The sequence below is a fragment of the Streptomyces sp. NPDC111802 genome, assembly GCF_055634335.1.
This window is the reverse complement of the sequence record NZ_JBVKCZ010000086.1, coordinates 1-13,741: the sequence shown is the minus strand read 5'-3', so window position 1 is coordinate 13,741 and position 13,741 is coordinate 1. Positions and strand designations below refer to the sequence as shown.

Sequence of the window (13,741 nt, the reverse complement as noted above, 5' to 3'; positions counted from 1 at the left end):
ACCACTCCGCCCACAACTCCACATCACGCAGCGTCTTCTCCACACCAGGCTCAACGAATCACCCCGCTAGCCGACACGAACCTCCCCTGTAGTACCGGGCCGGCTTTTCGCTGGTGGGCAAAGGTAGTTGGGGCCTTCCCCTTGGATTCCATGCCTCCCGGGCCGGGAACCCAGACTGCCGCGTGAAAGCCGTCCGAGTCGCGCCCGACCTTCACAAGCGGAGCCGCCGCTACAGTTCAATCCCGGAGCCATACTGGCGCTGCCCCGGGAGTGTGACGGCCCCCGCCCGGCGCCCGGCTCATTCCACCGTGCCGTCGTCATCGTCGAGGTCGACCGTGTCCGGGTCACGCAGGGGCCGTAGCCCGTCGACCGGCTGGGAGGCGCATCACCGCGCGGGCCTTCGGGCTGGCCGAACTCGGGTATGTCAGGCCCCTTGACAGCAGCGGCGCCGGACGGGATCAGGGGTATGGGAAGCCAGGGTCGGCAAGCAAGACGGAGGTAGTTGCGGTCAGCTCCAGAATCCGCCTCACGGCAGGTGATACCCCCACCACACGCAGGCTTCCCCCCGCCGCCCCTGCACGGCGCCGGTGACCCAGCAACAGTGCGATACCGGCGGAGTCCATGAACGACACCCCGGCCAGGTCAACTTCGCAGTGCCGCCCCTCCAGCTCACCAAGAACGGCAGCCAGGCGAGGCACCGTGCCTACATCCAGCTCACCGCACACCCGCACCAACACCACACACGCCACATCAACCGCCTCAACCGTGAGCGGCGGCGGAGCGGCAGGGACGTGCCAGAGGAACACGCGCCGATACCGACCGCCCCGCCCCGGCCGTCCACGAGACCGTCCCGCCGGACCCTTCCCACCCAACCAGCCCACCCCCACAAGAACTCGCACCGCTACCAGTGCCGCACGAAACCGGGCGCACAAACCACGGCAAGGGGCACCATGCACGCCCCGGCAGCACGACAACGAAAACCAGAACCATTACCCGCTCCGCGTACGCCCCCAAGGAAAAATGCGCAGGCATGCACGCTGCCGCCCTCGCGGGGTATGCCCGGGGGCCGCGCCGGCCACCGCGGCATCGGCAAATCCGACCCGATGACGCCCGGCGGATAGCCGCTGCCGTGCTTCCGCTTCCCGTGATCGCGTCGTACCGGCCGCACTTGACCGAGCGCCAGCGCCGTTTATGGCTCGGCAACGAGGCGCGTGAGCTGGGCAGTGGTGGGTTGACCGAGCATTCGTCCGTCCGGGTACCGAGATCAGGGCCGGACGCGGGGTCTCGGGGTGGGCGCGCGAGCGGCGACTCATCTACGACGTCGATGTCGGGGTTCTTCTCCTCGTACGCGTCGTCGAGTCCTCCTCGGTTTCGCCGCGGTCGGCTTGGCCATCGCGTACGGACTGCTGGAGCGCGGCCATGAGGTCGACCGCCGGCGGGCGCGGGGCCAGCGTGGCGAGGTCGCGGGCGCCCCGCAACCCGTGCACGCCCCCCCCTCGGGCGGGTGTTCCACCTCGTGGTCCGGGTCTGCGACCTGGGCCAGCGTGACACCCGGCTGCCCTTTCGGGCGCCCAGGCCCGCGACCAGAGCTGCCGCGCAGTGACTTCGGCGTCGGCTTGGCCAACCCGAGCAGCCCGCGGAAACCGCCATGGCTGAGCCGGCTGCCCGCGCCTTCGGTGGCCTGTGACAGCGCAGCGGTGATCGTCGGCAGCCGGATGCGGATCCGTTCGGCGATCTGGCCGGCCTGTTCGACCATCCGGGACGGGGTCTCCGGACCGAGCTGATCCACCTGTCGACCGGTTGTCGACGGATTGTCGACGGCGACTGCCAACATCGACCACATCGTGCAGCGGGGTTCGGCAGTGACGGCGATGCGTTCGCCTCCGCATCAGAACGGGGACCGAAATGGATGAGCAGAGCTACTGGGCCTACTGCCTGGCGGACGACACCTTCTTCGAGACACCGGACCGGATAGACGACGCCGGCAACCGGTTTGTTCTGGCGGACCGTCCTGTTCCCGGCGGCTGGCAGCGTGATGAATGGGACATGTGGGTCGGTCTCCACGCGCCCCACGCCGCCGCCCCCTCCCAGGGGTGGAAGATCCATGTTTCGGTGACCTTGGCCGAAACACCGCAGTGTCTCGACGCCGTCTGGGACTACTGCGTGGCGAACGCAATGAGTTTCAAGTTCCTGCGCAGCCGGGACGCGGTTCTGCTGGCCAACGCGAAATACGCGACGCGGGGCACCAGCGGCAAACTCGCGACGCTGTACCCGCGCGACGAGGTGCAACTCGCCCACGCGCTGGAGACGCTCGGCGACCGGCTCGGCAGTATGACCGGTCCGTACGTCCTGGGTGATCTGCGCATCGGCGCTGGTCCACTCTATGTGCGTTACGGGGCGTTCACTGAAATGTGGTGCCAGGGCGACGACGACCGACCGGTACTGGCCATCAAGGATCCGCGCGGAAATCTCGTCCCTGATCGCCGGGCACCGGTTTTCACCATGCCGGAATGGGTCCGGGTGCCGGAGGTATTGGAGCCCCATCTGGAAGCTCTGCGCTCGGGTGGCGACGCGGCACTTCCTTACGAGGTGGAAAAGGCGCTTCACTTCTCCAACGCTGGGGGCATCTACCTCGCCAAGGATCGATCAGGTACACAGGTGGTGCTCCGGGAGGCGCGGCCGCACGCCGGCGTCGACCGGCACGAGCGGGACGCGGTGGCCCGGCTGGGCCTGGCGCGGACCGCGCTGCTCAGGCTCGCCGGGCTCGACTGCGTGCCTCGGTTCCTCGATTACCTCGTGGTGCAGGACCACCACTTCATGGTCGAAGAGTACGTGGACGGTATGACATTGCTGGAGGCCATCCAGAGTCACCGGCCCATGGTGCATCCGGCACCGACTGCCGCGCAGATCGCCGAATACCGGACCTGGGCCGTCGAAGTTCTCGATCGGGTGACGCGGGCGCTGATGGCTGTGCACGCCCGCGGAGTCGGCTTCGGGGACCTGCATCCGCGGAACGTCCTGATCCGGCCGGACGGCCGGATAGCGTTCGTGGATTTCGAGTTCGCCACTGATCTGACCGATGAGGCGCCGCAGGACGTGGCGGTGCCGGGGTTCACCGCCCCGGCCGACGCGACCGGCGCAGCGGTGGATCTCCACTCCCTGAGCTGTCTTCGGCTCTACCTGTTCACAATGTCCAACCAGCTGATCGATCTGGACCGGCGCAAGGTCACGACGCTGGTCAGGCAGGCCTGCGAGACCGAGGGAATGCCCGCCGAGCTGGGCACCGAGCTGATGCGAACGCTGAACCCCGAAGGCACAGAGCTCGGGCGGGACGAGGCCGCCGAGTTCTTCATGACGGAACACCCGTCCTGGCCCCGGATCCGGGATTCCCTGGTCGCGGGCATCCACGCCAGCGCCACGCCGGACCGCCCGGATCGGCTGTTCCCCGGCGGACCCGCCCAGTTCCGCACCGGCGGTGCCGGGATCGCGCACGGCGCCGCGGGAGTGCTCTTCGCGCTCCACCAGGTCGGCGCCGCTGTACCGGAGGACTACATCACCTGGCTGGTCCGTGCTGCCCGGGAATCACCCGGACGGCCACCGCATGGGCTCTACACCGGCGCCCACGGCGTCGCCGCGGTGCTCGACACGCTCGGCAGACACGATGAGGCACTGGAGATGCTGAAGTCGGCCCGGCAGTTCGACCACCTGCGGTCTTCGACGAACCTCTACGCCGGGACGGCCGGCCGGGCGCTCAACCTACTGCACTTCGCGCACGCCACCGGTGACGACGAACTACGTGAGGCCGCCTTGCGCGCCGGCGAAGACGCAGCCGACGTGCTGATGGGGCGGACGAAATGGACAGGTGACCAAGGCCTGTTGCGCGGGCCCGCCGGAATGGCGGTGCTCTTCCTCCGGCTGCACGAGGAGACCGGTGCATCCCGCTATCTGGATCTCGCCCACCGGGCGCTGCGCGCCGACCTCGATCGGGGCGAACTGCTTCCGGACGGCACCTTCCAGCTCCGGGACGGCCACCGTTATCTGTTCTACCTCGACGGCGGCAGCGGGGGTGTCGGGCTCGTCGTCCGGGAGTACCTGCGGCGACGCGACGATCCCGAGCTGGACCGGATCCTGGCCGGTATCCGGCGGGGTTTTTCGGTGCCATTCATCTACCAGCCCGGGATGTTCAGCGGACGCGCGGGCATCATCGCGCTGATCGCGCAACTCGGCATCGAAGAGGACGGTCCCGCGCTGCGGGAACACGTGCGACGGCTCGGCTGGCACGCCCTGGACCGCAGCGGAAACCTGGCGTTCCCCGGCGAGCAGCTGCAGCGCGTCTCCATGGACCTGGCGATGGGCTCGGCAGGCATCCTGCTGGCCCTGCACGCGGTGTACGAGGGTACGGCGGCGGTTCTGCCGCTCCTCGACCTGCGGTCGCCGACAGCCCAGCTAGTCAAGCGGGGGAGGTGAAAACAATGGCGTCCATTCTGGAATTGCAGAACCTTGCTGTGGCCGACGCGGTCGACAGCCGGAGCTGCTTCAGCTTCGAGTCCCCTAGCAAGACCAACTTCCGGTTCTGAGTTGTGCGGGAACGGCGCGGTTTGTCACTGCCGAGGTGTAGTCGGCAAACCGCGTCGCCCTGCCGCGGTCGAGGAGGCAACGGCGTGGACGGCACGACGACCGGCCTTCCGCTGCGGAGGAACCGTGATTTCCGGCTGCTGTGGTTCGGCGGGCTGCTGGCGAACCTCGGTTCCCGGATGTGGACACTCGCCTTGCCGCTGCTGGTCCTTCGGGAAACGGGCTCCCCGGCCGAGGCCGGGCTGGTCGGTTCGGTCGCCGGCATCACCCTGGTCGCCGCGATCATCCCGGCCGGCGCGGTCGCGGATGCCGTCGAGCGCCGACGGCTGATGCTCGGTTGTGAGCTCGCCGGGGTGGCGGTGTCCGTCACGCTGGCCATGTCGGTTCTGGCCGGGAATCCGATGCTGTGGCTGATGCTGTCGGCCGTCGCGGTGGTTTCAGTCCAGGGCCTGGTGTATCTCCCGGCGACCAACGCGCTGCTGCGTGCGGTCGTCCCCGCCGGCCAGGTCGGCCCCGCACTGTCCCGGTTGCAGGCACGGGAGGCTGGAGCCGCGGTCGCCGGCCCGCTGCTGGGCGGTCTGCTGTTCGGGGTTTCACCGGCGGTGCCGTTCGCCGCCATGGCAGGCAGTCTGCTCGTGTCGTTCTTGTGCCTGCTGGCGATTCGGGCACGGTCGGCACCCGGCCGGACAGAACGCCCGCTCACTCCGCGGCACATGGTGGCCGGACTGCAGTTCGTGTGGCGTCAGCGCTACGTGCGAACAGTCCTGGTCGTGTTCGGCGGTGGGCTCAACGCGGCGTTCGGCGGAGTCATGCTGGTGGCGCTCACCACGGGTGCCCGGACGGACCCCAGTGGACGTTCCAGCGGAGCGATTATCGCACTGGCCGCCGTCGGCTCGCTCGTCGGTGCTCTGCTCGCGCCACGGCTTCGCGCGTTCGAGCACACCCGGTCCGCGGTGACCCTCTGCTGCTGGACGGCGGGCGTCATCGTGCCACTGCTCGCGGCGGTCACCGCGCCGCTGCTGATCGGCGCTTTGCTGGCCGTGGTCCTGTGCGTCACAGCAGTGGGCAATGTCGCGTTCAGCACCGAGCTGCTCCAGCTCACCCCCGAGAAGCTCACAGGCCGGGTGAGCTCCGCCACGAACTTGATTTCCATGGCGTCCCAGCCGATCGGTCCGCTGGCCGGCGGCCTCGTGGCCGACCGGTTCGGGCACGCGATCGCTTTCCTCGTATTCGGCGCCGTGATCGTCATCGGTGCCGTCGTTCTGACAGCTTCCTTAAAGGCACCCCGGCTTGATCACCATCCCGGGCGCGACGGGTAACCTGGCCCGGCTGGTGGACGTCGTGGGACGGCAGTTCGTGGTCGGCGGGCGGGGCGGCAGCCTGGTCCTGGGCTACCAGAACAACACCTACGACGACAACGGGTACTACGCGCACGACAACGGAACCGGCGACCAGTGCCTCAACTCCGTGAACGCCTTCGTTCACATCGTCATCTCCTGACACACGCAGCGCAGTTGTCCGGCCGGTGGGAGCACCCGATCAGCTGCTCCCACCGGCCGGACCCGTTGCCGCCTCCCGCACCTGCAGCGGGGTACACCCGTACTCGCGCCGGAACGCCCGGTGGAAGCTGGTGACGTCAGCGAACCCCGCCGACACCGCCACGTCGATGACCCGCAGGTGTAACCGTGCCGGGTCCTGCAGCTCACGCCAGGCGTGCTCCAGGCGGCGATGCCGCACCTCGGTGGCGTAGCTGCGCTGCTGCCCGGCGAAGACCGCGTAGAGCAGCCGCGCCGAAACCCCCAGGCGATGGGCGGTGGCCGGCGCGCAGAGGTCGTCGTCGGTGAGGTGCTCGTCGATGTCGTCCAACGCGGCCCGGTGCAGCCGGTCGCCTCGCACCGCCGGGATGTTGGCGGCGAGTGGCTGCTCCAGGGCCACGGCGATCAGTCCACAGGTGTGGGCGGCCAGTCGCGCCGCAGTCTGCGGGGCGAGGTCGCCGCGGCTCAACGCGCCCAGCGCGTGCCGGACCGCGGCACCCACCCTGGCACGGGTGTCCACCCGGGTCGCGGTCGGCACGCCCTGCCCAAGCTGGCTCTCCAGCAGCGGGCCGGGCAGGTACAGCGAGAGCTGTACGAACGCCTCGGGGAAGTCGAAGGCGAACGGTTCCGAGGTGTCGACCACCGCCAGGTCACCGGGCCGTAGCACGGTCGAACGGCCCTGCTGCGTCATCCCGCTGGCCCCCTGCAGCTGGAGGTTGGCATAGTAGCCACGGCGCGGGGCGCGGTCGATGTCCCGGTCGGTGCGGCTGACCTGCTGGCGTCGGGAGTCGATCCTGGCCAGGCTCAGGTTGGCGAACTGCCACTGGGTAACTGCGCCGGTGAATCCCTCGCGCCGGTCCGACTCCGGCGTCAGCGACAGGAACGCCTCGCAGATGAGCTCGCGCCAGTCGGTGAAGCTGTCCACCCGCGCTATCTGTCGCGCTGATCCGTGCGGGACCATCAGTGCCCCCAACCCCGACGTGGTGGGTCCACAGGCCGACTCCTGCACAACAGGCAAGTGAACCGCGCAGCCCTTGCAACGCCCGCACGCGCGGAATCGTACACCCTGGAGGGTACAGATCGAACGCCTGTCACCGTACAGGCAGCGGGAGTTGAGGGTGAAACGTCGACGGGGAAGGGGATCGCCGGTGGCGACCCAGCAGGGCAGATTCGAGTTCAGGTTACTGGGTCCCTTGGAAGCGGTCGGGGACGGCAGGGCGATGCCGCTGGGCGGACCGCAGGTGCGGGGCGTGCTGGCCCGGCTCCTGGTGGATGTGGGGAGGACGGTGAGCGTGGCGGCGTTGGTCGACGAGCTGTGGGGGGAGCGGGCGCCGGGTGACGCGCACCGGACCGTACGCACCTACATCTCGCGGCTGCGCCGGGCGATGGCAGATCCGCGCGGTGGCTGTGGGGAGGTGCTGGTCACGCGCCCGCCGGGGTACCAGCTGGCGATGGACCCGGAGGCGGTCGACGCGGTCCGGTTCGAGCGGCTCGCCGCCCAGGGACGCCAGGCCCTGGCCGAGAGACACCCCGGGCCGGCTCACGACTTGCTCACCGCGGCCCTGGCACTGTGGCGCGGCTCTGCCCTGGCGGAGTTCGAGGGCCTGTCTGTGGTCGGTTGCGAGGCGGTGCGGCTGGAAGGGCTCAGGCTCACCGTGGTGGAGGACCGCATCGAGGCGGCGCTGGCCGCCGGGCAGCACGGGTCACTCGTCGGCGAGTTAGAGGGACTGGTTCGCGCCCACCCGGTGCGGGAACAGCTCCGCGGCCAACTGATGATCGCTCTGTACCGGTCCGGGCGGCAGGCCGAGGCGCTGGGCGCGTTCGAGGACGCGCGGTCCGTCCTGGTCGACGCGTACGGGGTGGAACCCTCACCCCCGCTGGTCAGCATCCATCAGCGGATCCTCCGTCAGGAACCGGACCTCGGCACACTACCGGTCCCAGAACCTACGATCGTCACGGATCGTCATGGCGCTACGGACAGGCCTCACCCTAGGAGTGACACAGCGTGACCAATTGGCCCGTTTCGCGCGTATCTCCTCCCCCTTAGTGGGCAGGCTGACGTGGCGTCTGATGTACGGGCGGCGGGCCTACCCGACCTCAGCCCGACAGATGAACACAGGATTACAGGATTAGAACAGAGGGAGCGTCTCAACGGCCGCCGTCGCACCCGGCAGATCCTCGGACAACTGGTCCTGCCAGGCCAGAGCGTCAGCCTTCGGGACGTGGGTCATCGAGCCGGGGCACAGCACCAAAGCGCGCGGCTCGCGCTTGTGGTCATGGACGCTGACCATGCCGGTGCGCCAGGTGGGCACGCCGGCCACCTCGTCGTCACACACGGGGCACCGGACGCGCGGGTATCTCGCCATGCGCCCAGTGTCGTACGGGGCACTGACAAGGGGTTGAGGAACCTCGGAGTCAAAACCGGCGCGTAAGGATCCGTCGGCCCCGTGGAGGCGTGTGCCTCGCGCTGGCCGCTCGTTGATCTCGGTGAACGGCGGGTCAACCACGACGGCCGCCCCAGAAAGGAGCACGGCATGGCCGATGTACGGATCAAGACGGCCGCGCAGGCGCGGGGTCTCTTCGGCGGCACGGCCTCGGACAGGCTACGCACTGAGGCGGGGCACTGGTACGACTTCCTGCAAGTGCGGTTCGAGGAGGCAGAACGGCGGCCGAAATATCACCGGATGCACGGCCAGATGACCGTGCATCTCGATCACGGCGACGTAGAGGCGGCTGCCGAGTGCCTCGACTGGATGCGTGCGGAGGCTCAGTTCTTCGCCAACCACGCGGACGTTCCCACCCCGAGATGCCCATGGCGGAGGCCTGGTTCACGACCACCCCTCACCGCGGCGGCGGTCTCGCTTCTCGGCCCGTGCCCTCTCGATCGCGGCCGCGCGGCTGCGATCGCCCGGGTCGACCTTGGCTCGGCCCCGGCGCCGTTGGGCGCGGAGGCGCTCGACCTCGTCGCGGCGGGCGGCCGGGTCGCGGACGGCTGGGCGTACCGGTCCAGTCCCCACCGGTCGGTGAGCTCGGCCCGCTCGGTCTCCTGACGCCTGCGGCGGGCGTCGGCGCGGGCCTCGGCCTCCAAGACCAAGGCCTCGATGCGGGCCCGCTGGGCGTCCTGGGCCCGCCGGGCACGGGCAAGGCGGGCCCGCTCCTCGGCCGGGGTGGGGTTGTCCCACGCGGTGACGTGGGCGGCCTGCGGCCGCAACGTCCGCCGGGCGTAGTGCGGGGCGTCGGGGTGGGCGTTGATCCAGCGCCACAGCCGGTGAGCGGCGAGCACGGCCACATTGTCGGCCTTCCACGTCTCCTCGCCCCACTGGTTGCGCCGGATGATGTCGGAGGTCATCAGCTCGACGAGCAGCGTTGGGGTAGCGCCACGGCGGAGCGCGATTCCGGCAACACGCTGGAGGTCTCCCCACTTCGACCCTGTGAGAGACCGGCTCGCGGCCTCGTCGGACGGCTTGGGCAAAATCCCTCGGAGTACCCGAGTTGGGCACGCCAGGAGGCCCACGCGCGGCGCACGACCCAATCCACGGCCGAGCTGAGGTCGGCGGCAACAGGCCTGGAGGGCTTCTTTCCAGGTGCCGCCGAAGGCGTCGTTTTTGTCTTTGCCATCTCGTCGTACGACAGCAACCCCCTACGGTCCGCAGATGACAGACCACATCGCTGAAGTCCCCGTCGCGTATACGCCGCCGTCGACCGGCTGGGCGAGGCGGGGAGGCGCTGCAGTGCGCAGGGTGTCCCGCGGCCTGCGGCCGGGCCGCAGGCCGCGGGACACCCTGTCTATGTGGGGACAGTCGGTTGCCGCTCCCTTGGCTGCCGGGGTCAGGAGTTGGCGGCGGCGTCCCACAGGTCGCAGTTGTGTTCTTCCGGCAGGGTTGTTGTGGTGGTGTTGCCGCCTGCGGAGGCGGTGCGCAGTTGAAGTACCGGGCCTCCACTGGTGCTTTGTTCCGGCATGGCTGGCTGTCCCTCGGCGTGCGGCGCCGAGCCGTGCATGAAGGAGCCCCAGTAGGCGGTCATGTGCGTGGCCAGGGTGCGTTGTTCAGCGTTGAGATCTGCGGCGCGGCCGTACGGCTTGAACAGGTAGTCCAGCTCGGCTGCGTGGGTGGCGCCGAAGTCGAAGTCGGTGCCCGCAGGGACACCGACGGGCAGGGGCGAGGTGCGGTCGGCGAACTCGTAGGCGTAGACGCTGCCGCGCCCGGCCAGGCGAGGGTTGGTCCGCAGTGCCGGGCAGGCGAAGAGCTGGTCACCGAAGGCAGCGGCATAGGCGTAGCCGGGCCGCTCGTACGCGCTGAGCGGGTAGCGGTCCAGGGCCTGGGCGCCGGTGTGCTGGCCGAAGGTGGAGGTGAGGGCCTTCGGGTAGGCTTCGGCGGTCAGGCGGGTGCCCCAGCGGTCGAAAGTGTCGTAGGCGAAGCTCAGGCCTTCGTGGCTGTTGGCGCCGTTCATGACGGGGACGCGCAAGGCGCGGCCGGTGGTGAATGCCTCGGCTGGCTGCAGCGGCAGCTCGTCGCCGCCGACGGTGTAGTTCCAGGTCTCGGGGCCACCGCTCTGGGCGTCGAGGATGTCCTTGGCGGGCTTGGCCCGCAGACAGGCGGCAGCGTCTGCGGGCTCGGTGCAGCCCAGCTTCGCGGCGAAGGCGAGACCGTCAGTCACGGCCGTCTGGCGCGTCTTGCCCGCGCAGTCGGAGTAGGCGCCGCTCTGGACGATGGCGGCCCGGTACAGGCCGTGGCTGGCGGGGGAGGCGAGCTGGGCGCAGACCGCGCCGCCGCCCGCTGACTGGCTGGCGATGGTGACCTGGGTGCGGTCGCCGCCGAAGTGGCCGATATTGGCCTGTACCCAGCGTAGTGGCTGCTGCTAGTCGAGCAGGGCGAGGTTTCCGGTGGTGCCGGGAAGGGTGAGGAAGCCCATAGCGCCGCGGCCGTCTGATGTCCTGCACGGCGGCAGACCGGCGCTGAAAACCGCCTCGCCGGTGCTTCTCACCGGGAAGGCCCGGGGTCCGCCTGCGCGGCCATGCGCAAGCAGATCCCGGGGAGTTCCGGGGCGTTGCGGATCCAGTCCTCGGTGTCAATGCCGGCCACCATTCCAGCCGTCCACAAGGTCGCCAGCAAGCGGGTGGCCAGGTCACGCTCCGCTCCCGCGGCCGCGGGAGCCTCGCGGCGAATGGCAACTGTCGCCTGCTCGATCAAAGACGGTTCCAGCAGCCAGCGGATTCCCGCCCCGGCCTGTCAATGGCCATGTAGTTGTGGCTCTGTCGCGAGTTTGGTGAAAGACCCCGTGTGGATCTTGGTCAGGTGAGGGCGGGGTTGCCGCAGCACTTCTTGTACTTGCGCGTGGAGCCGCACCAGCAGGGGGTGTTGCGGGGTGGTGGCCATGGGCTGGCTTGGCCCCGGGCTGCGAGGTCGGCGGCGTAGTGGGCGCGGGTGTTCCCGTCCTGCGGGGAAAGGTTCTCTTCGCGAGTGAAGGACTCGAAGTCGTTCATGGTGCCGTGCGCGATGCCGAGGTGGGGTTCGCCTTCGTTGGACAGGCGTTGGAGCATTTGCTCGATGTGGCGGATGTGTTCGTGGTGCTCGGCGCCGTAGTGGTCGGCCAGCTCGGGCCATGCCTCCAGCAGCTGGGCGAACTCCTCGGGGCTCCAGAAGAGTGCGCAGGTCAGGCGGGGGCGGGAGAGGGTAGCCCGGCGGGCTTCGACCTCGCGGGACAGTTTCTCGATCGAGGCGATCAGGGCCTGGGGATCGTTGCCTGCCGCTTCTCGCAGGTCAGGGTTGTGGAGGTCGTCGAGAGTGCTGGTCGCGCGAAGTTGTGCCGGACGGTCGGCGTAGAGGTTGTGGGCGAGCTGGTCGAGGTCGTCGCAAGGCTGGCCGAGGCGGCGCCGGACGCGGTGGCGGCTGATGATGAGCATCTCGATGCCGTTGCCGTCCGCCGCGTCGCGGACAGCGCCGACGGAGAGAGGGGCGGCGGGGCCCAGGAGATGGGTCACCCCGGCGGTGAGCCAGTCCGCGGCATCGTGGAGGTGGTCCGCGACCTCGAACATCTCCGCGATGATCTCCCAGGGACCGGCCTGGGCGGGGTGCTGGCGGCGCAGAGCTTCGGCCGCTTCGCGGGCCTCCTTGGTGCGTCCTGCGTTCCAGAGCGTGTCGATGCGGAAAGCCTGGATGAGGTGGGGTTCTTGGCAGGCGGCATCCAAGACGTGCTGGTAGAGAGCGAGCGCCTTCTCGTGCTGGCCTGCGCGGCCGTAAAACTCGGCGGCCTCGGTGAGGAGTTCCTCTTGGTCCTGGGGAAACTTCCGGGCCAGGGCTTCCAGCTCTTCGGCCTGCTGGGTGTCAGTCCGCTCGACGGGGACGGGCTGACGGCGTGCGGGGCGGCGGTTGCGGGACATACGAGAACACTATCGGCGAAGCGGCGCCGGCGGGTGTGCCGGCCGCGGCTCAGAACGGGTGGGGATCGCGGCCTTGGTCCGCTGCGGCCGGAGCCGGTGCCGGCATCGCCGCTGCCGGGGGCTGGGCGGCGCGGTAGGTCTTGGTGACCTGGGCAGTGGCGTAGGTGAGGGAGACCGCGACGTCCTCGGCGTCGATTTCGACGGTGGTGCGGCGCTGGCCGTCCTTGTCATCGAAGGTGCGCTGCTTGAGGCGGCCCGTGACGATCACACGGGTGCCCCGGGTGAGGCTTGACGCCGCGTTTTCGCCGGCCTGGCGCCAGAGTGAGCAGCGCAGGAACAGCGGTCCCCCGTCGACGAATTCGTTGCGCTCACGGTCGAAGGAGCGGGGAGTCGATGCGACCGTGAAGTTCACGACGGGCAGTCCGGAATTGGTGTGCCGCAGTTCAGGGTCGGCGGTCAGGTTGCCGACCACGGTCACCAGCGTCTCGCCCGCCACGCGCTCCACCCCTCGTTGTTCCTGTCCGCCCCACGATATCGGGCCCGGTCCGGCGGGTGGCACGATAACCCCATGAACCAGGATCAGGACGATGCTCCGGGGACGCCGAAGGAGGCGGCTGAGAGCCTGCGTGCGGCGGAACGCTCGGTGCGTGAGGCCCGCCGGCGGCTGAGTGCGGCCATCGTTGCCGCGTACCGCTCGGGCGAATCCGTCCCCGTGATCGCCTCCCGTGCAGATGAAGAGCCGTACCATGTCCGGAACTTGCTGGCCGCTGCCGGCATGTCGGGCCGTTCCTGAGCCCCACGCCGGTGGACTGCGGCATCGGTCAGGTCGTGAGCGGGATGCGCTTGCGCAGCAAGTCCGGCTTCGCGCGGCCGAACATCTGCCGCTTCAGCATCTTGATCCGGTTCGCATGGCCTTCAACCGGGCCGGAACTCCACAGCAGCGAGAGCCCGGCACGGACTGCGGCGAAGTCCTTGCGCAGGCCGGCGGCGAAGCCCCGTAAGTCGGGCAGCGGGCCGTTCTCCGTGTCGCAGATCCACTGCTCGAGCTTGTCCTGGCCGCTGCGGGGGCGTCGTCAGGTTGAGGAGCGGGGTGGGATGATCTTGGTGTGGATCGTTGGGGGAGGGGCTGGTCGTGGAGACGCCGTCGTACAAGGGCTATCGGTTCCCGGCTGAGGTGATCAGTCACGCTGTGTGGCTGTATCACCGTGTCCCTCTCTCGTTCCGCGAGGTTGAGGAGCTCCTCTTTGAACGC

The 13,741-nt window shown here is 69.3% G+C and carries 13 protein-coding genes and 3 pseudogenes; 6 read left to right on the top strand and 10 right to left on the bottom strand.

Translation table 11 applies throughout. The features are described from left to right. Positions 1–458: 458 nt before the first annotated feature. Positions 459–806 carry an STAS domain-containing protein gene (locus ACZ7NC_RS42485; protein WP_471497199.1) on the bottom strand — a complete coding sequence of 116 codons (348 nt, stop codon included), beginning with the start codon at positions 804–806 and terminating at the stop codon, positions 459–461. A 507-nt stretch (positions 807–1,313) separates the two neighbouring features. Then, entirely contained in the window at positions 1,314–1,487 is a 174-nt protein-coding gene (locus ACZ7NC_RS42480; RefSeq protein ID WP_471497197.1) for a hypothetical protein, read from the bottom strand. Between the two features lie 418 nt (positions 1,488–1,905). On the opposite strand from ACZ7NC_RS42480, the gene lanKC reads away from it, so the two are divergent. From lanKC to ACZ7NC_RS42465, 3 genes are all read left to right on the top strand, one after another. After that, complete coding sequence (lanKC, locus tag ACZ7NC_RS42475) at positions 1,906–4,467, top strand: class III lanthionine synthetase LanKC (RefSeq protein ID WP_471497195.1); 2,562 nt, start codon at positions 1,906–1,908, stop codon at positions 4,465–4,467. A 113-nt stretch (positions 4,468–4,580) separates the two neighbouring features. Next, positions 4,581–5,894, top strand: coding sequence for an MFS transporter (locus ACZ7NC_RS42470; RefSeq protein ID WP_471497193.1), 1,314 nt, complete (start codon positions 4,581–4,583; stop codon positions 5,892–5,894). Continuing rightward, on the top strand, positions 5,866–6,075 hold the full coding sequence (locus tag ACZ7NC_RS42465) for a hypothetical protein (protein ID WP_471497191.1): 210 nt from the start codon (positions 5,866–5,868) through the stop codon (positions 6,073–6,075). The genes ACZ7NC_RS42470 and ACZ7NC_RS42465 overlap by 29 nt, the downstream gene beginning before the upstream one ends. A gap of 39 nt (positions 6,076–6,114) precedes the next feature. Here ACZ7NC_RS42465 and ACZ7NC_RS42460 read toward each other — a convergent pair whose 3' ends face one another. Then, on the bottom strand, positions 6,115–7,035 hold the full coding sequence (locus tag ACZ7NC_RS42460; RefSeq protein WP_471497189.1) for an AraC-like ligand-binding domain-containing protein: 921 nt from the start codon (positions 7,033–7,035) through the stop codon (positions 6,115–6,117). 268 nt (positions 7,036–7,303) lie between these two features. Between ACZ7NC_RS42460 and ACZ7NC_RS42455 the strand changes: the two genes are divergently transcribed. Then, positions 7,304–8,119: an AfsR/SARP family transcriptional regulator gene (locus ACZ7NC_RS42455; RefSeq protein WP_471497187.1), complete on the top strand. Its 816-nt coding sequence runs from the start codon at positions 7,304–7,306 to the stop codon at positions 8,117–8,119. A gap of 120 nt (positions 8,120–8,239) precedes the next feature. On the opposite strand, the gene ACZ7NC_RS42450 is transcribed toward ACZ7NC_RS42455, so the two are convergent. From ACZ7NC_RS42450 to ACZ7NC_RS42425, 6 genes and pseudogenes are all read right to left on the bottom strand, one after another. Then, positions 8,240–8,476 (bottom strand): hypothetical protein, encoded by a 237-nt coding sequence (locus ACZ7NC_RS42450; protein ID WP_471497185.1) that lies wholly within the window; start codon positions 8,474–8,476, stop codon positions 8,240–8,242. 401 nt (positions 8,477–8,877) lie between these two features. Next, positions 8,878–9,459, bottom strand: coding sequence for a hypothetical protein (locus ACZ7NC_RS42445; protein ID WP_471497183.1), 582 nt, complete (start codon positions 9,457–9,459; stop codon positions 8,878–8,880). Between the two features lie 479 nt (positions 9,460–9,938). After that, positions 9,939–10,949: pseudogene (locus tag ACZ7NC_RS42440) on the bottom strand (carboxylesterase family protein); the annotation flags it as partial. A 140-nt stretch (positions 10,950–11,089) separates the two neighbouring features. After that, the gene (locus tag ACZ7NC_RS42435) at positions 11,090–11,299 is read right to left on the bottom strand and encodes a hypothetical protein (RefSeq protein ID WP_471497180.1); all 210 of its coding nucleotides are present in this window, start codon (positions 11,297–11,299) and stop codon (positions 11,090–11,092) included. Positions 11,300–11,400: 101 nt separating this feature from the next. After that, positions 11,401–12,489 (bottom strand): SEC-C metal-binding domain-containing protein, encoded by a 1,089-nt coding sequence (locus tag ACZ7NC_RS42430; RefSeq protein ID WP_471497178.1) that lies wholly within the window; start codon positions 12,487–12,489, stop codon positions 11,401–11,403. Positions 12,490–12,538: 49 nt separating this feature from the next. Next, positions 12,539–12,985 carry a single-stranded DNA-binding protein gene (locus ACZ7NC_RS42425; protein WP_471497202.1) on the bottom strand — a complete coding sequence of 149 codons (447 nt, stop codon included), beginning with the start codon at positions 12,983–12,985 and terminating at the stop codon, positions 12,539–12,541. Between the two features lie 72 nt (positions 12,986–13,057). On the opposite strand from ACZ7NC_RS42425, the gene ACZ7NC_RS42420 reads away from it, so the two are divergent. Next, on the top strand, positions 13,058–13,282 hold the full coding sequence (locus tag ACZ7NC_RS42420) for a hypothetical protein (protein ID WP_471497176.1): 225 nt from the start codon (positions 13,058–13,060) through the stop codon (positions 13,280–13,282). Between the two features lie 28 nt (positions 13,283–13,310). Here ACZ7NC_RS42420 and ACZ7NC_RS42415 read toward each other — a convergent pair. Next, a pseudogene (locus ACZ7NC_RS42415) lies at positions 13,311–13,541 on the bottom strand (transposase); the annotation flags it as partial. An 80-nt stretch (positions 13,542–13,621) separates the two neighbouring features. Between ACZ7NC_RS42415 and ACZ7NC_RS42410 the strand changes: the two are divergent. Then, positions 13,622–13,741, top strand: a pseudogene (locus tag ACZ7NC_RS42410) (IS6 family transposase); the annotation flags it as partial.

Excerpts from the sequence above, each read along its gene's own strand:
- lanKC (WP_471497195.1), top strand. The coding sequence starts at position 1,906 with ATGGATGAGCAGAGCTACTGGGCCTACTGCCTGGCGGACGACACCTTC.
- ACZ7NC_RS42450 (WP_471497185.1), bottom strand. The coding sequence starts at position 8,476 with ATGGCGAGATACCCGCGCGTCCGGTGCCCCGTGTGTGACGACGAGGTG.
- ACZ7NC_RS42445 (WP_471497183.1), bottom strand. The coding sequence starts at position 9,459 with ATGACCTCCGACATCATCCGGCGCAACCAGTGGGGCGAGGAGACGTGG.
- ACZ7NC_RS42430 (WP_471497178.1), bottom strand. The coding sequence starts at position 12,489 with ATGTCCCGCAACCGCCGCCCCGCACGCCGTCAGCCCGTCCCCGTCGAG.
- ACZ7NC_RS42420 (WP_471497176.1), top strand. The coding sequence starts at position 13,058 with ATGAACCAGGATCAGGACGATGCTCCGGGGACGCCGAAGGAGGCGGCT.